This is a genomic window from Paenibacillus sp. BJ-4, from assembly GCF_020404765.1.
Lineage (GTDB): Bacteria > Bacillota > Bacilli > Paenibacillales > Paenibacillaceae > Paenibacillus.
Genome location: NZ_JAIVEM010000161.1, coordinates 1 through 18,055 on the forward strand (window position 1 = coordinate 1; position 18,055 = coordinate 18,055).

Sequence of the window (18,055 nt, forward strand, 5' to 3'; positions counted from 1 at the left end):
ACTATAGGGAAGAATTCGAACCTTACAAAAAAAGGGGTGTGCAGCTGCTTAATCTGCGCTATCTGACTCGGTAATATGAGGCATTTTCAAAGATGTGTGTGCAAATAAAGCTGCAGTTCCAAGCTGTCTTGGATCAGGTTTTCCCTGCATATAAAGGTGTCCAAGATCAGCCTTCTACTTTCTTCAAAACGAGGTCGTTCAGAAAATTGGATTAACAAACAAGTCCAACGATTGCTCGATGCAGCAAAACAAAATCCCTTTCAGCAAACGATGTACTCAAGCCACTTGATTAATCTAAAGATCCTGATCGCCCGGATTCTTCAGTACCAGGAGCATCTTGCTGAGTTAGAACAGAACATAGATGCCCTGGCTAAAGAGATTGAAGAGTATGATTTAATCCAGACTATTCCCGGTATTGGCCATAAAATTGCTGCAACAATTTTGTCGAAACTGGTCGCGTTTGCTGGCATTGACCCCAGTTGTTTTTGCTTCAGGTAAGTTCACAGCAACTCGAAATCGAATCACCAAACGCGGTTCCCGGCAGCTTCGATATGTCCTAGTTATGGCCGTGCAGTGTGGGTTGATCCGTTCTCGCAACACTCGGATTAAAGNTAAAAGAGCCGAAGGAAAGCCTCACAAAGTTGCTCTAGTGGCATGTGCAAATAAGCTGGTTCATTGGCTGTATGCCATTTTAAAAAGTAAGAAATCATTCCGTCTGACATAACAAAAAGTTAATGGTATAACCTTCCAATGCAACTCGAATTGGAAGGGTGTTTGGCATGCTTATTTTTCACTATACCATAAGGTTTCTAAATTGTTTTGCTGGAAATGTTGACAAGCTATTAGCTGGTATAGTTGAATGCGGCGGATCTCTAAAGGAGAATCAGCCGCTAACATACTAAAAAAATCGACGATACAGTTCTCTCCGACGCTTTCCACGGAGCTGAGCATAGATTTGCGTGGTTGAGGCTTTTACATGACCCAGCATGCCTTGGATAAAAGCTAAAGGTGCTCCGTTATCAAGCAGCTGACATGCATAAGTATGACGGAATCGATGGGGGTACACATTTGTCTCGACCGCTCCGCGATCTGCCAGCTCACCTGAGCGTTGGAATGGCCATTCGCTTAACAGGAATTGTATCAGTTACAAATAAGGCTTTACAGGAGTCCTCACGACTGGCTAAATACTTCTTCAACCATACTTTACACTCTGTGGTGAAGTAATCGACCTCTCCAATTCGGCAGCCTGTGCTGTAGAGAAACTCAAGTAAAGCTCTTTCTCTTAGTGTCTGACAAGAGATCTTCAGATGAATTACATCTTCCTCCATCAAAAACTTAGGAATTCGCTTATCCATTTTGGGCTCACGTAGTTTGAGCGAAGGGTTTGTGGATATATAGGTTTCTTCATATGCAAAACGGAATAGAGAGCGCACAAAACGGATGCGGTGCCCTAGGCTACTTGGCTTTAATCGATCTGACTGCTTAGCTAGGTATTCCTTCAACAGATTCATAGTTACCTCGGAAATATCTATATCCCCGAGATCTGTTACCAGCATTCTGAGCTGCAACGCATATGCTTTCAATGTATTTGGACTAAATCCCTGGATTCGCTTATCCGCTTCATAATGACGCCAAAGTTCGCTTAAAATCATAATAAAACCTCCTACTTGGGCAATTAATTCTAGTTTGCTTCTATTAGGAGGTTTTAGACTATTGGTTCAACTAGCGTTTCCCATTAGTTGAATCATTAGCTAAGGATCGAATCAAAATCAATATAATATTTCACTGATGAGCGTTTCATCAAATTCGTTGAGGAATCGAAACGGTTCGTTCATTCACCACATTTCCCGTGTTTAGAGTAGTTTTTGGTTCGATTAATAGTAAATGGACCTCTTCTTCAGCAATTGGCTAATGTTCAACTCCTTTAGGCATAATAACAAACTCCCCTTCGTTAACAGCTATTTCACCGTCTCTCAAACGGATTAGGAGTCTCCCTTTCCATACGAAGAACATTTCGTCCTCGTGATCATGGTGATGCCAAATGAATTCACCCTTGATCTTTGCCATTTTTACGTATGAATCATTCAACTCTCCGCCTATTCTGGGATTCCAATAATCAATTATTTGCAAAAATTTATCTTGTACATTGACCTTCGAAACCATGAGATTCCCTCCTCATTATTAGTAACGTGTGCTGCATTTTGCCCCGGCTAGAATCTCCTTTTTCCCCATTCACCTCCTCATCATCAGATAACGAGGTACTCAATCACTTGGTTTTGGTGTAAATCCCTCTTATTCACTAAGTTTACATACTGCGATGCATCACGTAAAATTAAAAAATAGTGTATAGATAATCAAATTTTGTGATGCAAAAGGAGAGAGTTGTTTTGGACATTAGATCTTTGGAGGTGTTTAAGGCAGTAGCAATTGAACAAAGCATTACAAAAGCTGCTGAGAAATTGAATTATGTACAGTCCAACGTTACTGCACGAATACAACGTCTTGAGCAAGAGTTGGGCGTTCCTCTGTTATATCGATATCATAAGAAGGTATCCTTAACGCCTGCAGGACATGAACTGTTGCCGCATGTAAACAAGTTGCTTTACGATTTCGAGGAAGCGATTGAGGCAGTTAAGCTTTCTTCTGCCCCGCGGGGAACTTTGCGCATTGGAGCTATGGAGTCAACTGCTTCTACACGATTGCCATTGATTTTTACAAAATATCACAAGAAATTTCCACAAGTAGAATTAAGCTTATATATGGCACCTACTGTAGATCAGGTTAGTACCATTCTCAAATATAAGGTAGACGGCGCATTTGTGGATGGGCCAATTCTTCATCCGGAAATTGTTGAATACCCTGTCTTTGAAGAATCTCTAGTTTTGATTACAAGCTACTCTCCGGAACCATTCCAATTAGAATTGATTTTACATGAACCACTGCTTTCGTCATTCACGCATTGCATCTATTTGGGACGTTGGCAACGATGGCTAGAGGACAATGGCTATGCTCCTATGAAGGTGATGGAATATGGCACTCTAGAGGGTGTCCTTAAATGCGTTGAAAACGGGTTAGGAGTCACCGTCTTACCAATATCTATGGTTGAATCACGGATGCAGGGAAGACTTAACTGTCATCCATTACCGGAACCGTACAGAACAGTGCCCACTGTGTTTATAAGGCGTCGTGACTCGTACATGACCAGTGCTCTCTCACGATTTATGGAGCTGGTGGGCATAACTAATCTGTGATTTGTTGCTATTTGCCAACTTAGAGTATTATTCGTAGGTATAATGACTTGCCCCAGAATTTCCTTTAATTTTTATCTTTATCTTAGAAAATGGAAGTGATTGATGAACCCAATGATACTATCTTCTTCATGCATTACTTCATTCCACTTCATTATCCATCACCTATATTTGAACAGATTTAAATGATGAATAATGCATATAAACCATATATTACTATGGTAAGTCACTAAAGATAACTGCCCGTTAGCGTTATGATCGATCCTCGATTAACGCTTTTTTCCTAAGTCTGAAAATAAAAGGATCTACATATTAGTCTAATACTATATTTTCACTGAACAATTTAATTAACACATAACTCCCTTTGAACAGAAAATTTGGAGAGAAGGCTTTAACTTGCATGTTATGGCTTGGGTCTACTAAGTCCAATGAATTTTAAAAAAATGTACAAAATAGCTGCTCACTCCGGATATTTTTTACAGTATGAATATTTATGTCAAATATAATTTATGCTAATAATGCATGGTACAAAAGGATTGGGATTGTTTTTTTAATAATGTACACATTGGTTTATAGAGATACTTTCAATTCAGGGATATGATAAATGTGCTCATATCGTATTGCTGCTTGAGTGGGGCCATTTTCATAGATGGATTCGCAGTATATACGAGTTCCATTCATCATTACATTTTTAATGATTATCATTCCAATTAAAAGTTAATAACTGCCCAATTGTCATCAAGTTAACATAATATATATTACGTATATCATATTTCTTTGTTCTCATGATCACTTTTGTATCGAATTGAAGAAGTCGGCCTTGACTTCAGGGCTTGCCTGATCGTATAGTATGGGTATATCTTCAATTAAGGGAGAGATTTTGATGTCGGTGAACGTTCTTAACTAAGCAATTGCATATTCAGGGAAGACCATCAGGCGCTTGTACCCTTTCGGGACAGGTTTAGTTTGCTGTTGTGTTTTTACCCTGGTATTAGTTAAGAACATGCGGAGATCATAAATCGCCTCAGGGATTATTTCATCTAGGCCTTATTCCGTGCTGTGTTCAGCGCGGTCTTTTTGTTTTCAGATTTTGTAGTTTCCTTTTAAATGTCTTTCATTCTTGAGCCGAATAGCTTACAAATGGGCTGATGCGTGAATGAATTGGAGACGAGAAAGGAACTACACAAGCTGAATCATAGGCTTATTTGACGATATTTCCCTCTTTCTTTAAGGGCGGAGAATGAACGATTTGTTCATTCTCCGCCCTTTTTCTTTTGCAGCAAGGTTCCAAAAATCCTGAACAAACAACCAAAGGAGAGATTTCTCATGAATGAAACCACGATGCAGCGTTTGGAATACGACCGAATCAAAACAAGAGTCTCCGAATGTGCCTTTTCTTACCTTGGTAAGCAGCATGCCGCTTCCATGCTTCCCATTACAGACATTCGTACCATCAGGACTCGCCTGAATGAAACAAACGAAGCCTTGCAGTTAATACGCCACGGAGCAAGCGTCCCCATCCCCTCGCTGGAAGGGATGGAATACATCCTTCACTTGTTGGGAACCGGCTATTTGTTCAGCGAGCGCGATTTTTCTCACATGGCTCAGTTTATAAGAAGTTGCAGCCAACTCATAAAATACATGAATTCCAAGGCAGATGTCGCTCCAACTGTCAGTGCCTATGCTTCCTCCATGTATGGTATGGAGCCACTTCTGTCCGAAATCGAGAAATGTATTTATTCGGGACGAGTGACGGATATGGCCAGTAAAGAGCTGGCAAAAATCCGCAAAAAAATAACGGTTACTGAAGAACGCATAAAGAGGAAACTTGATTCTCTTATCAGTCGGCATCGATCCATCATGCAGGAAAATATGGTTAGTCAGCGCGGCGGCCGCTATGTGCTTCCAATCAAAAAAGAATTCCGTAAACAAGTAAAGGGCAGCGTCCTTGATGAATCAGGAAGCGGTCAAACAGTTTATGTTGAACCTGCTGAAATTGTTAGCCTGCAATTTGATCAGAGCGCGAACATGGCGGAAGAATCAAAAGAAGAAATGAAAGTGCTCGGAGAACTTACAGCCCTCGCCGAATCATATACCCGGGAGCTTAGTATCAACACAGAGACGGTAGGAGTACTGGATTTTTTATTGGCCAAGGCTAAATATGCCATGACTCTGGATGCTGTGCCTGTCGAGCTTAACCATGACGGGATAATAGATATCCATGGTGCTCGTCACCCGTTGATGGCGAATACCATGGTTCCGCTTGATTTTTCCATCGGCCAAGGCTATTCCTCGCTCATTATTACCGGTCCGAATACAGGCGGAAAAACGATGGCCCTCAAAAGCGTCGGCCTGTTAACTCTAATGGTACAATCTGGATTGCTCGTACCTGTTTTGGAAGGCAGCCGAATGGCTGTATTTGAGGAAATTGAGGTAGACATCGGGGACGGTCAAAGCATTGAACATGCGTTGAGCACCTTCTCAGCACATATTCGCAACATGATCGGCATTTTGGAAACGGCGGGCAGCTCCACTCTGATTCTGATCGACGAAATGGCATCCGGTACCGATCCGGGAGAAGGCGTAGGACTCTCTATTGCGCTGTTGGAAGAATTTCACCGTCGACAGGCAACGGTAGTGGCTACAACACACTTTAGCGAAATCAAGCATTTTGCTGAAAATACACCGGGCTTCCAAAATGCTCGTATGGAGTTTGATACCGAAACGCTGCAACCCTTGTATCGCCTTCGAATCGGCGAGGCCGGAGAAAGCTACGCATACGCAATTGCCTTGAAGCTGGGGATGTGGAATCGTATTATCGAGCGTTCTCAGGCCATTTCTACAGGCAGAATGTCTCGGAATACACAGGAATCGTTTATTATACCTCCTGCTCTTGCTGAGGAAAAGCCAGTTGCTGCAAGTAAACCTTCTCCTAAAAAAGAGACTTTAAACCCTTCAGCCATACCATTTGCCCTTGGCGATAGTGTTTATGTAGGCTACTTGAATCGGACTGGAATTGTCTATAAAACCGAGGATGAACGAGGGAATGTAGGGATTTTGATCCAAGGACAAAAGCTGACCATAAATAAAAAAAGGCTCGTCCTTCACATCGCTGCTACTGAATTGTATCCTGACGACTATGATCTAGACATTGTTTTAGAAACCAAAGAAAACCGCAAAAAACGAAAGCTTCTGGGACGCAAGCATGTCCAAGGATTGATCATTGAATCTCCTCCGGAAAATGAAATGTAAACGCACTTGCAACTTTAATCAGCAAGCGGACACTTGGATAAGAATGATCCACTTGCTGATTTTGCTTGTTGCCATTTCCATTCATTATGAGGACTCATAAATCAATACTTATTTAACATAATATTTATTATGTAAACTAATATTGAAATATCAAACAAACTTCCTGCCAAAAAAGGGCGTGTCTAAAGTTAAGGCGCACCCTTTTGTTTATAATTTATTAGTTTATATTACTCATCTGGTACTCGTCGTAATATACCTTTTTGTCATCATTCAAGATGAAACGATTGCTTATAGTTATATACAGCACCCAACAAATTTGCTTCATTGCCTAATTTGCTTTGTTCAATATTTACATCCACAACATTTAAGAACGAATGCATATATAATTTCTCCAGCTCTTCCCTTATGGTAGTGACCAGCAAAGGATTTGCAGATATGCCTCCCCCAATGACAAACTTTTCAGGGTCAAGAATCGCCTGCAAATTAATGATTTGTGTAGCAATGTTCCTACAGTATTCTTGAAAAATCTTTTGGACTGTGTGATCACCTTCTTCAATGAACTAGAATACCTTTTCACCTGTCATAGAATCTGCAGGAAGTCCTTTGGCTTTCGCAACAGTTTTAGTTAAAACAAAACTACTCCCTTGCATACCAAGCAGATAATCAACATTGTCTGCATGTTCGTTATTTGTTCTGATAAAAGAGAATTCCCCAGCCGATAAATGATGGCCTTTCAGCAATTTCCCTTGAGAGATGATTCCGCCGCCCATCCCTGTTCCAACTACCAGAACAACACCATCGGTGACCCCTTGTAATGAACCGCACCATGCTTCTCCAAGAGCAGCGCACTTTCCATCATTCTCAATCGCTACGGGTAAATGAAGCGCTTTCTCAAAAACTGCGATCATATTTATATCATTTATATACTTTAATGAGCCTCCATGCACCATATGACCGCTGGCCGAATTCACAATACCTGGCATACTGACGGCTACACCTTCACATTCATCTATAAACTTATTATGAATTTGCTTCAAAGCACCAAGCAGGTCCTCAAGTGAATCTAATGGTGTCGCAACTTTACCTTTATTCATAAATTCACCTTGAAAATACAAACTGAATTTTATAAAAGAGCCACCAATATCAAAAACCAGTATTTTATTTTTCATGCTACGTATAGTCCTTTCATTGGGCAGTTTGGAGTGCTTCTTTCAATAACATTAATTAATTTTAATTGTTTTGTAAATCCATCATTTTCTTTATCGTTAATAAGACATCGAAAGTGCTGCTATTATTCAGAAAGTACCATCCAGATCACTTACTACCAGTTTAAACACCAATAAACCCCTCCCCTGTATTCGTATCTCATGTAGATCCTTCCCGCTTAATAAATCGACTAAAAAAAGAACCTTTATTAAGGGGCTATACAAAGTCATTCGAAAAAATCATCAAAAGAGCGCATAGGCTTTACTTCCGTAGACTGCCCAGATAATACTAAGCACCAATAAGTCCCCCCCAAAAATCACTGAGCATAATAAAATCAGTGAGATCATAAGAGTGTCCTCGCTTTCTCTTTTAAGTTATACATGAACTTTCATGGATGAAACGCGTTCCAAGTCAAGGTGTCATTTATAATTTATTTAAAGACAATAATTTCGAGATAAAAAGGCAACTTATGCTTGGATTTGTAGGATTCTAAAAAATGAAAAAAGGACTCTTCTTCCATATTCTCTCTATAGACCACAATCTGATCAGGGTCAAATATGGATTGCAATATTTGGATAACTTCACATACACCGTTGAAAAAACTTCTGTACCCTTGCTTTCATCCCAATCCATAGACGGAAGAAATTTGATTTCACCAGCCAATCCATGTATGCCTTTTAAAACTCCACCAAGTAAATAAATTCCCATCCCTGGGGGAGAGTTCTCAGAAAAATAAATAGCCAACACACATTGATCTTCAGCTATTTCTTCTCTATACACGTATCCACATACAGCAGCATTTACGTCATTCTCCAGAATAGCCGGCAAACCAAATTTGCTTTGCACATCCTCTGCCAAACGAATTCCATTTAACCTTTCATGACTGCTTACTGTAATTTCTCCATCTACTGATTGTCCGGGGATTCCTATACCAATAACTTTAATGGAAGGATGGAGAGAAATGATGTCTTCAATTGTGGAATAAAATTGTGTAGCATTAAAAATTTGAAAAGGATGCTATTCTTTCATGAGAACGTCCTCATTTAAATTAACTACCGTCGTAGACACTACATCCGTCCCTTGTTTTTCATTCATATGTAAATCAGCGCCAGACTGTACTTATAATTAAAACGATAGGTTAACGCTGCATCAGAGTATTGATAGTTACCACACTTAAATCAGTCAATGCAGCTAGTTGGGGTTTAGTTGCCATGTCAACCTGCTTCAATACTTTGCGAACCAAATTTAAATTTATTTCCTTAATCAAATTTGTATTTGCTTTTTCCATACATAGCACCTTCTTTTTATAATTAATTCACCATAGCTTTCCAACTTAATCTGATTTATTCTAAGGTTTATCATATGAAAAACGCTCAAATAAGGAGGGCCCGTCTATTGAAGAATGCTGTTGAAGAGCTCACTAGGCTCATCGAGAATCATGAAAAAGAACTCTTTTCAATCTCAGAACATGAATTTAATGCCAAGCCTCTCCCGGAAAAGTGGTCTAAAAAGGAAATACTTGGGCATCTGTGTGACTCCGCCTCGAATAACCATCGAAGATTTATAATCATTAAGCATTCAACATCCCCAGTAAAAATTGAATCATATGCACAAAATGATTGGGTTACAGCCAATCAGTATCAGAAAGCGTTCTCTCACATGGATGTCATACATCTATGGAAGCTTTTAAATAAGCAAATCATACATGTATTAAACTCCTGTACTTCACTCGATTTTAAGAAAAGGTTTCAAAAAGAGGACCAATCCACCGAAACACTACAATGGCTCGTTGATGATTATATTCAGCATATGCGACATCATTTGGAGCAAATAAGGAAAAAATAGGATTAAGCGCTATGATAAAGGATACACCTCTCACGATACTAATAACACAAAGTCATTAATGCTATTTCCAAGTCAGGGTGAATTCCTTCTAGTTGGTTTACATAATTATAATTATGTAAACCAACTTTATTTATCTAGGGGTAGCACCAGCGAAGCTGACACCCCCCGCAAAGTAGGTGTAATTAAATAAGGAATTTATTGATAACCTCGTTATATTCCTGCTGGGCATCGGTGATTGCAAGCTTAGAACAGACTTCCAACGATTTGCGGCTTTCGTGGCCAGAATAAGGTTGTATGAGTGCGTCATCGACACCCTGCTTTTTGAGCCAGGTCAACAGGAAATGTCGCAGTTTGTGCGGCGACAGATTTTGCACAAGACCGGCTTCCTCCGAATAATTGGTTAAACTCTTTCGTATTCCCCGTATTCCCCAATCGGTATACTTTTTTCTTCCAAGATGATTCGAACAGGTAAACCGCCTGCTTCTTTTTCATCGAATCGGCGTGCATGGCCAGCATTTCCTTGAACGATTGAGGAAAAGGGACGATGCGATCTTTTCTTCCTTTGTCCTTATTAATCCGGATTTGGCAGTAATGAAAGTCAACATCGGACAACTTGTTATTAATAAGTTCGCTTACCCGAATGCCGGTATAAAGCAGCGTCTTGACAATCATCATGTCTTGAAAGTTTTTCGCCTGCCAAACAACGTCGTAGTAGCGTTAAGCTCCTCTTCGATAGGTACATAGGGGAGATACGTTTTACGCCGGTGTTCGTTCCGAGTCCATATAGGGATAGGATAAGTCTCTTTTGCAGCCGCGTCCAACGCTTGCTTTAGTGCTCTGTAGTCTTCTTCCCGCCGTTCCTCGCCGTCGTGGACGAAATATTGACCGGACGGGAAAATCTGATTATGATTGCCAAGCTGAGATACCTCAAAAACCCGCGTGAGGTGGCGGTTAACATGCTTAAACGCTTCGGCCTGACAGACGCCGCCGACCGCAAGACGTCTACTTATTCGGGCGGTATGCGCTGCAGGCTCGACATCGCCTTGAGCCTTGTGGGAAATCCGCAGATCATTTTCCTCGACGAGCCGACTACCGGGCAGTATTTGGAGGAAGCCGAGCAGCTTGCCGACCGAGTCGATGCCATCGGTCGTTCGCACCTTTGCCGAAAACCAGCCGGTGACCGCAATAGTGGAAGCCATTCGTGCGCTACTGTCAGATCAGCCGGTGGGCAATGATATAGGGGTCGCTCTTGCGTGGTGTGTTGGGATTTTGCTCGTAGCGTATTTTTTTGCGATGAGGGTTTATAAAAAGCGGGTATGAAATAGTTAAAGAAGGAAACTGCAATCTAGAACTTTAAATTCACGTTAGCTGCTGCTTTTTCTATTTCAATGATCAGACTAAAACTTAGTATTGTTTAAAGGAAAACGCCAAGCCGGTAGACATAATCATAGGCTTGGCGTATATTTTCGCAATATGAGACTCCGAGTGTTAAATTTACATATATATCTATCTACTTTGCGGGTAGTGTCAGTTTCGCTCGTACCACCCCATCTACTGTATTCACTAAAGGTACATACTTACAATTATGTTGTTGGTATCTGAATATCCAGCTTATCCATCGCTTTTTCCTTCTCACGATCCGTGACATGAGTATATACGGTAGTTGTTTGGATGGATGAGTGCCCCAGCAGCTCCTGTACCGTTCGCAGATCGGCCCCTTTACGTAAAAGCATCGTCGCAAACGTATGCCGCAGCTTATGGCTGGAATAGGCCACCCGACCCTGTGCACCTTTATCCTGCTGGAATCGCTCGAACGTTTCTGTTGCGATTTGCTGGATAGAGCGCACCGCCAGTCGGCGGCCTTTTTGCGATACGAACATTGCATCCTCCTTCCCTCTCCACGGCGTTAATCTTTCCTCCAATGCACGGTCTAAAATATCACATACAGCCTCCGGCACTGGAAGCGTACGCCACTTGCGTCCTTTTCCGAACACATCTAACGTGCGTCGTTCCCGGCTATAATCAGAGATATTCAATGAGTGAACCTCCCCTACCCGCAATCCCATATATACCATGAGTAGAAAAATAGCCGTATTCCGATTAGCATATTTTCCTTCCACTGCAAGTAAAAATGGCCTGATTTCATTTTCATCCAGGTATACTGGCATACGATTTTTTACTGTCTTTGCTTTTTTAATTCCCGATGCCGGATTTGTACTGCATAATTCAAACTCCTGTAGCGCTTTGAAAAAGCTGCTCACCGCTGCATGCTTGCGATTCCGGGTGCTATCCCCAGCTCCTCCCTCCCGGGCTTTGGACAGATACGACATAACATGAATCTTTTTCACCTGATCAAGTGGTTTATCCCGCAACGTGCGTAAAAACTGCTTTACATCCCCCATATAATTTTTTTGCGTATGTATTGTATATCCCGCATCCTTCATCCAGATCAAAAAGGCTTCCAGCTCCTCAGCATATATTTCATCCATTTCATCTATTGTGATCGACTCTATATGATGCAACTCTTTTTTCACACCAGTGACCTCCTCTTCCATTCATATTCTGAAATATGCTGTAAAACGTTCAATTTTGTCTGCTTTTTATCGACAATTCAATCGACATCTTATGCAAGTAGGATATGTAAAGTCGTTTTAAACCTAAACTGCGTATAATTTATATTATACGCAGTTATTTTGAGCGCTTTTTAAGTATAAATAAAGCCCCTTCCCCTTGTCTAGCACCCAATTCAAAATTCGGGGCCCATAAAATAATCATTATTGCACGCTGATAAGGAATAACCAATGATTGCATTGATTGCACCTTTGCAATTCCAACTTCCCTCTCTCCATCGCTTCCAGCAAGCTTATGATCGATTCCATCTACATTCGCCTTAATTGGTGAGGTTCATCTATAAACTCTGTATGTAACGTTATCACCAGCATTAGGAAGCATATCTAAGAACCCATGGGGTGAGTAGCCGTTGGCACGACAAGGATGATGAGAAGAAGTATTTTACTGTCTTGCTCCGTTTTCCCTTGATCATCCAGTACGATATACTTAAAGAAGTGGAAAGCCAAGCTTATTTACAGCCTATGCTCATTTCAAAGATATGGGTTTATCATGACAAAGGGAGTGTTCATTTATTTATGAGTACCGAAATGCTGGAACGTCGAAGTGAAATTCTAAAACGTAACATCCATCAGTTGCTGGTTCAGGAAAATCAACACGGCGTGACACGTCAAGAAAATTACACGTTGCATAAAATGATCAGAGAGCTGCATCAAACCTCTCATGCCTTGAGTACTTCCCGTTGAGATGAAAGGCTGCTAAATCAAATTAAAAAAATAACCCTCAGCCCCACTTCCCCTTAGTGGTGTTGAAGGTTATTTGTTGTGCGTAGTCTATAATTGACAGTTGGTACTCTTTTGTGATATTACCCTTTGGACCGACTCAGCAGATATAAGAAGTACGGCGCACCAATGATGGCCACGATCAAGCCTGTCGGAATTTCTTTCTGCAAAGGTAAGGAGCGTGTAATCGTATCTGCTACGAGCACCAGGAGTGCTCCGGCTAAAGCGCAGGTTACCAGCAGCATTTTATGCTTTGGTCCTACCAGCTTTCTCGCCAAATGCGGAGCGACCAAACCAACAAAACCGATACCTCCGCTAACTGACACGCTGGAACTTGCCAGTCCAACTGCAGCAGCCAGGAGAAGAATACGCTCCTTTTCGATAGGGGTACCTAACCCGGATGCAGTTTGATCTCCCAGGTTAAGCACATTCATTACATTTGCCTTATAGTACGCGAAAGGAAGCAATACAATAAGCCAAGGCAACAGAGCCATGACGAATTTCCAATTTGATCCCCATATGCTTCCAGCCAGCCAGCTTGCCACAAATGTGTAGCTTTCAGGTGTTAGCTTTAGAGTCATCATGATCATGGCAGCACTAATACCCGCCGCTACACCAATTCCACTTAGCAGTAGCCTTGTCGGGGAAATTCCTTCACCCTTTTTGTAAGAGAGCGCATAGATTAGAATTGCAGCCGCTCCTGATCCTATCAGCGCAAGCCCGGGCAGTAAAAATAATGAATTTGTAGTTTGCATAGATGGAAAAAGCAATACAAACAGCATAACCATTAGCCCGGCCCCCGCATTAATCCCCAGAATACCAGGGTCCGCCAGACCGTTGCGTGAAACACCCTGCATGATACAGCCAGATACAGCCAGACCTGCACCAATCAGAATGGAAATCACCATTCGCGGCAAACGGAATTCAAACAGGATTAATTCCTGTTGTGGAGTTCCTTGGCCCAATAGGGTTTTAAAAAGTTCCATTGGCGAAAGCCGAATCGTTCCCGTATTCGCACTTACGATAAATGCAGCAATGAGCAAAATGATCAGAATGATAACAACGATCCAATCATGGATTTTTTTGCGGTGACTTGCTTTGGCAATAGCCCCGCTCGTAACGCTATTCATCTTACAGCGCCCTCCTTTCTTTGCGTGCCAGATAAAGGAAGAACGGCACACCAATGAGGGCAATAAGTACGCCTACCGGTGTTTCCTCAGGTGCATTAATCATGCGGGCCGCCAGATCGGCAAACACGATGAGCAAAGCTCCCATAATGGCCGAGCATGGAATGATCCAGCGAAAATCGACGCCAACCAGCTTTCGGGTGATATGGGGAATGATCAATCCCACGAAGCCTATGGAGCCTACCAACGATACCGCTGCACCTGCAAGAATTAGAACAAGAATCATTCCCGCTACCTTTACCAGACCTGTTCGCTGACCAAGACTCAGTGCGATTTCATCGCCCAAACTGAGCAGCGTTATGGAACGCGACAGCATGAGAGCGCCAATAAACGCTGCCACAACCCAAGGCAGGATGATACCCAACTGAACCCACTTGGTTCCGCTAAGTCCTCCTGCATACCAGAAAGCCAGATTTTGTCCAACATTAAAATACAAGCTAATCGCATCACCCAAGGCAGACAATAATGCCGTCACAGCTGCACCCGCCAATACAAGCCGTACTGGTGTAATGCCGCCCTTGGATAAGGAGCTTGTTCCATACACCATCACAACAGCCGAGGCCGCACCAACAAAGGAGTACAGCATCAGCTGTAAAAAGGAAGAGCCGGGAAAAAGAGCAAAGCAAATCGCCATGGCCAAACTCGCGCCCGAATTCAGCCCAAGCAAGCCCGAGTCAGCAAGTGGATTACGGGTCATCCCCTGCATAATGGCTCCTGCAACGGCAAAGCAAACTCCGATCAGCACACCACCCAAAATCCGTGGCAAACGGATTTCCCAAATAATTTGATGGTTTTGAATTGTAGGATTAAAATGAAAGACTGCGTTCCATACTTCAAACAGCCTAATCGAAGCTGCACCAAAAGATAAGGATAAAGCAATACCAAACGCCAAAAGAGCTAGCCCGGCTGTTAAAATGAGTGAAGCCGCCCATGGCCGCGAGTAGAATTGAGTTGGCGGCTGGTTATGACTACTCCGCGCAGGATTATCCGATGATTCTGATAATTTCATGACTATAGTTCACCCTAACTGTTGAATAGTATGTAGGTTATCACGAAAACCTGTGTTGACGACGTATGATAATGAGAATTATTATCATGCAATCTTTATTATTGTAAATTAATGAGGCAATGGCTTCAATAGTTAATTTCGACAATCTCATGTAGCTCTGCTATTTGGGAATAAAAAAAGCCCTTCGGCATACATACCAAAGGGCTGCCAGCAACATCTGAACAACTACTTCTGTGAAACGTGATCTTTATTCCGCTGCACAAGAAGATCTGCAAGTTCTTCAGCTTGTCCCACAATAGCAATGGGATCAAAATACCAATATCGGTCCTCCTGAAGCTCAAAAACTCTGCCATTTCGAACGGCACTCAGTGACTTCCATATGCTGTCTCCCGTATATCCGGTGTTTTCCCTACTAACTGTCAGAAAAATATAAGAGCCTGCATACTTGTTAATCACCTCTTTCGAAACTGACTTCCATTGAGTTTCACCCATCAGTTCATTTTGAACAAGCGGTGGTGGTGTCAATCCCAGACCTCTATATATCGCCTGACCTCCTCTACCAAAGTTGTCACCATATACATAGTATTCCTTGGCAAAGGCCTCCATAACGGTAAACGTATCCCCAGGTTGGATGATTCCCTTCAACTTGTCACGCGCCGCCTGCATCCGCTAATCATATTGGGCAAGCCATGCTTTGGCCTCCTGTTCTTTTCCAAGAAGCTCACCAAAAGCTGTCAGCTCGTCATGCACATTTTTGTATGTTCCAAAAGGAATGACGATGGTCGGAGCAATCTTGCTGTATTTCTCATACTCGCCTACATCGTTGGAACCCACCAGGATCAAATCCGGCTCCAGAGCCAATACTTTCTCAACGGACACGCTACCGCGGTCTCCAATACTTGCAATGTCCTGTACAAGCTCCTTCGAGAACGGGTTATCCAGATAATACTTAACACTTCCCACAGGTTTGATCCCAAGCGCCAATAAATCATTTTGATACATATCTACTACGATCCGTTTGGGCTGAACAGGAATTGTAATCTCACCATGAATAGTTTGGACTATTTTGGTTGCTGCTGGCTTCTGCCCGGCGGGTGTTTGATCCTGCTTTTCAGCAGACGAATTCGTTTTGCCTGCACATGCGCTTAGAGCTAAAATGAGTATTAGAAGTATTGTCAAACTCCAAGTTTGCTTCTTCAAGAAATTCATCCCTCTCACTTCTACTTTTCAGACCTGGTTACGTACCATACTGAGCTTGGTGCAGGCGGCTATATGCCCCCTTTGCAGTCAGCAATTCTTCATGTCTGCCTTGCTCGGCAATACCCTGATCTGCAACTACGATAATGCGGTCTGCATTTTTGATCGTTGCCAAACGGTGGGCAATCACGAGTGTTGTACGGCCTTGCGACAGCTCTGTCAGTGCCTGCTGAATCGCGGCCTCCGTTTCTGTATCCAATGCCGATGTCGCTTCATCCAAAATGAGAATTGGCGGATTTTTCAGAAACATCCGGGCAATAGACAATCGTTGCTTTTGACCGCCGGACAGCTTTACGCCTCGTTCGCCAATCATCGTATCCAGCCCTTCCGGATATGAGCGAACCAGATCTTCAATCTGAGCCCGCCGGGCAGCATCCCAAATTTCATCTTCTGAAGCATCGAGCTTGCCGTAAGCAATATTTTCACGAATCGTTCCATCAAAGAGGAATACATCCTGCTGTACGATACCAATCATGGATCGCAGCGAATCCAGCTTCATTTCACGGATATCCATGCCATCAATCGTAATGCCGCCTTCCTCGACATCATAGAAGCGAGGCAGCAAACTGCAAAGTGTCGTTTTACCTGCTCCCGAAGGACCAACCAGTGCAACGGTTTCTCCGGCATGTATGAATAGGTCTACTTTGCGTAATACCTTATCTTTGTTTTCATAGCCAAAGGTTACACCTGCAAATTGAATATCACCGTTAAGATGGTTAACGGTCTTGGCCCCTGGCAGATCCTCTACGTCGGATTCACTTTCCAGCAAATCCAGGTAACGTCGGAAGCCGGCAATCCCTTTGGGATATGTTTCAATGACGGAGTTAATTTGTTTGATGGGTGCGAGAAATACATTGGACAGCATCACAAATGCGATAAATTCCCCATAGGTCATCTGCCCCTCAATAACAAACCATGTTCCACATACAAGCACAAACAATGAAACCAGCTTCATCAGTATAAAACTAATCGAAGAATTCCACGCCATAATGCGATAAGCGATCAGCTTTGTTTTACGAAACCGTCCGTTATTTTCAGCAAAGCGTTCCATTTCGTGTGCTTCGTTGGAAAACGCTTGAACAACACGGATACCGCTAACGTTGTTTTCAATCCGGGCGTTGTAATCCGCAATATCAGAAAACATACGATGGAAAGCAGCATTCATTTTACGACTAAAATACAAGGACAAGTAAATCATCAGCGGAACAATAATAAATGTCAGCACAGCCAGTTTCCAGTTAATGCTGAGCATGATACCGAAGGCCCCGCCCAGCGTCATCAGCGCGATGAACAAATCCTCGGGTCCGTGGTGGGCAATTTCTCCGATATCCATCAGATCGTTGGTCATACGGGAGACGAGATGCCCTGTTTTGTTATTGTCAAAAAAGCGAAAGGATTGCTTTTGCACCCGATCAAACAGCTTCTTGCGCATGTCTGACTCAATATTAATTCCCAGCTTATGCCCCCAATACGTAACTACGTAATTCAGTCCGGCACTTACGACATAAATACCAAGCAAAGCTAGACAGGCATATAAAATCCATTTCCAGTTCCCGCTGGGCAGCAAATCATCGACCACCCGGTTGACTGCAAGCGGAAAAGCCAACTCCAGCAGTGCAGCCAGCAAGGCACAAGAGAAATCAATAATAAATAAAGTCCGATAAGGACGGTAGTATTCGAAAAATCGCCTTAGCATATATA

General features: G+C 42.5%; 18 protein-coding genes and 4 pseudogenes. 8 read left to right on the top strand and 14 right to left on the bottom strand.

Annotated elements, in window-relative coordinates; genetic code table 11:
- The first annotated feature begins 156 nt into the window (after positions 1-156).
- Positions 157-498 (top strand): hypothetical protein, encoded by a 342-nt coding sequence (locus LCF57_RS28365; RefSeq protein ID WP_413232226.1) that lies wholly within the window; start codon positions 157-159, stop codon positions 496-498.
- Positions 470-724, top strand: a complete 255-nt coding sequence (locus LCF57_RS28370; RefSeq protein WP_413232225.1) for a transposase — start codon at positions 470-472, stop codon at positions 722-724. Before LCF57_RS28365 ends, LCF57_RS28370 begins: the two co-directional genes overlap by 29 nt.
- 174 nt (positions 725-898) lie before the next feature.
- Here the strand turns inward: LCF57_RS28370 and LCF57_RS27990 are convergent, their stop codons facing one another.
- The 3 genes and pseudogenes from LCF57_RS27990 to LCF57_RS23440 all read right to left on the bottom strand — a co-directional run bounded on the left by LCF57_RS27990 (position 899) and on the right by LCF57_RS23440 (position 2,163).
- Positions 899-1,066 carry a tyrosine-type recombinase/integrase gene (locus tag LCF57_RS27990; protein WP_318840776.1) on the bottom strand — a complete coding sequence of 56 codons (168 nt, stop codon included), beginning with the start codon at positions 1,064-1,066 and terminating at the stop codon, positions 899-901.
- Between the two features lie 31 nt (positions 1,067-1,097).
- Positions 1,098-1,652, bottom strand: coding sequence for a tyrosine-type recombinase/integrase (locus LCF57_RS23435; protein WP_318840777.1), 555 nt, complete (start codon positions 1,650-1,652; stop codon positions 1,098-1,100).
- A gap of 148 nt (positions 1,653-1,800) precedes the next feature.
- A pseudogene (locus tag LCF57_RS23440) lies at positions 1,801-2,163 on the bottom strand (cupin domain-containing protein).
- Positions 2,164-2,387: 224 nt separating this feature from the next.
- Between LCF57_RS23440 and LCF57_RS23445 the strand changes: the two are divergent.
- Both LCF57_RS23445 and LCF57_RS23450 read left to right on the top strand, forming a co-directional pair.
- Positions 2,388-3,251, top strand: a complete 864-nt coding sequence (locus tag LCF57_RS23445) for a LysR family transcriptional regulator (protein ID WP_226002858.1) — start codon at positions 2,388-2,390, stop codon at positions 3,249-3,251.
- Positions 3,252-4,574: 1,323 nt separating this feature from the next.
- Positions 4,575-6,500 (top strand): endonuclease MutS2, encoded by a 1,926-nt coding sequence (locus LCF57_RS23450; protein WP_226002859.1) that lies wholly within the window; start codon positions 4,575-4,577, stop codon positions 6,498-6,500.
- Between the two features lie 266 nt (positions 6,501-6,766).
- Here the strand turns inward: LCF57_RS23450 and LCF57_RS23455 are convergent.
- From LCF57_RS23455 to LCF57_RS23465, 3 genes and pseudogenes are all read right to left on the bottom strand, one after another.
- A pseudogene (locus tag LCF57_RS23455) lies at positions 6,767-7,669 on the bottom strand (ROK family protein).
- 526 nt (positions 7,670-8,195) lie between these two features.
- Positions 8,196-8,711, bottom strand: coding sequence for an ROK family protein (locus LCF57_RS23460; protein WP_318840782.1), 516 nt, complete (start codon positions 8,709-8,711; stop codon positions 8,196-8,198).
- A gap of 133 nt (positions 8,712-8,844) precedes the next feature.
- Positions 8,845-8,994: a hypothetical protein gene (locus LCF57_RS23465; protein ID WP_226002860.1), complete on the bottom strand. Its 150-nt coding sequence runs from the start codon at positions 8,992-8,994 to the stop codon at positions 8,845-8,847.
- Between the two features lie 107 nt (positions 8,995-9,101).
- Between LCF57_RS23465 and LCF57_RS23470 the strand changes: the two genes are divergently transcribed.
- Positions 9,102-9,551, top strand: coding sequence for a DinB family protein (locus LCF57_RS23470; protein WP_226002861.1), 450 nt, complete (start codon positions 9,102-9,104; stop codon positions 9,549-9,551).
- Positions 9,552-9,733: 182 nt separating this feature from the next.
- On the opposite strand, the gene LCF57_RS27740 is transcribed toward LCF57_RS23470, so the two are convergent.
- Positions 9,734-9,925 carry a tyrosine-type recombinase/integrase gene (locus LCF57_RS27740; protein WP_318840778.1) on the bottom strand — a complete coding sequence of 64 codons (192 nt, stop codon included), beginning with the start codon at positions 9,923-9,925 and terminating at the stop codon, positions 9,734-9,736.
- Positions 9,855-10,226 carry a tyrosine-type recombinase/integrase gene (locus tag LCF57_RS23475; RefSeq protein WP_264083780.1) on the bottom strand — a complete coding sequence of 124 codons (372 nt, stop codon included), beginning with the start codon at positions 10,224-10,226 and terminating at the stop codon, positions 9,855-9,857. The genes LCF57_RS27740 and LCF57_RS23475 overlap by 71 nt, the downstream gene beginning before the upstream one ends.
- Positions 10,227-10,414: 188 nt before the next feature.
- Between LCF57_RS23475 and LCF57_RS23480 the strand changes: the two are divergent.
- Positions 10,415-10,687, top strand: a pseudogene (locus LCF57_RS23480) (ATP-binding cassette domain-containing protein); the annotation flags it as partial.
- Positions 10,674-10,871, top strand: a pseudogene (locus tag LCF57_RS23485) (ABC transporter permease); the annotation flags it as partial. The pseudogenes LCF57_RS23480 and LCF57_RS23485, both read left to right, overlap by 14 nt.
- A 263-nt stretch (positions 10,872-11,134) precedes the next feature.
- Here the strand turns inward: LCF57_RS23485 and LCF57_RS23490 are convergent.
- Positions 11,135-12,085 (bottom strand): tyrosine-type recombinase/integrase, encoded by a 951-nt coding sequence (locus LCF57_RS23490; protein ID WP_226002862.1) that lies wholly within the window; start codon positions 12,083-12,085, stop codon positions 11,135-11,137.
- 435 nt (positions 12,086-12,520) lie between these two features.
- Between LCF57_RS23490 and LCF57_RS23495 the strand changes: the two genes are divergently transcribed.
- Positions 12,521-12,865 (top strand): hypothetical protein, encoded by a 345-nt coding sequence (locus tag LCF57_RS23495; RefSeq protein ID WP_226002863.1) that lies wholly within the window; start codon positions 12,521-12,523, stop codon positions 12,863-12,865.
- A gap of 119 nt (positions 12,866-12,984) precedes the next feature.
- On the opposite strand, the gene LCF57_RS23500 is transcribed toward LCF57_RS23495, so the two are convergent.
- From LCF57_RS23500 to LCF57_RS23515, 5 genes are all read right to left on the bottom strand, one after another.
- The gene (locus LCF57_RS23500; RefSeq protein ID WP_226002864.1) at positions 12,985-14,031 is read right to left on the bottom strand and encodes a FecCD family ABC transporter permease; all 1,047 of its coding nucleotides are present in this window, start codon (positions 14,029-14,031) and stop codon (positions 12,985-12,987) included.
- Position 14,032: 1 nt separating this feature from the next.
- Positions 14,033-15,097, bottom strand: coding sequence for a FecCD family ABC transporter permease (locus tag LCF57_RS23505; protein ID WP_226002865.1), 1,065 nt, complete (start codon positions 15,095-15,097; stop codon positions 14,033-14,035).
- 225 nt (positions 15,098-15,322) lie between these two features.
- Positions 15,323-15,763, bottom strand: coding sequence for a hypothetical protein (locus tag LCF57_RS28375; RefSeq protein WP_413232223.1), 441 nt, complete (start codon positions 15,761-15,763; stop codon positions 15,323-15,325).
- A 3-nt stretch (positions 15,764-15,766) separates the two neighbouring features.
- A complete protein-coding gene (locus LCF57_RS28380; RefSeq protein WP_413232224.1) occupies positions 15,767-16,297 on the bottom strand; it encodes an ABC transporter substrate-binding protein in 531 nt (176 codons plus the stop codon).
- 37 nt (positions 16,298-16,334) lie between these two features.
- Positions 16,335-18,050 (bottom strand): ABC transporter ATP-binding protein, encoded by a 1,716-nt coding sequence (locus tag LCF57_RS23515; protein ID WP_226002866.1) that lies wholly within the window; start codon positions 18,048-18,050, stop codon positions 16,335-16,337.
- Positions 18,051-18,055 lie beyond the last annotated feature (5 nt).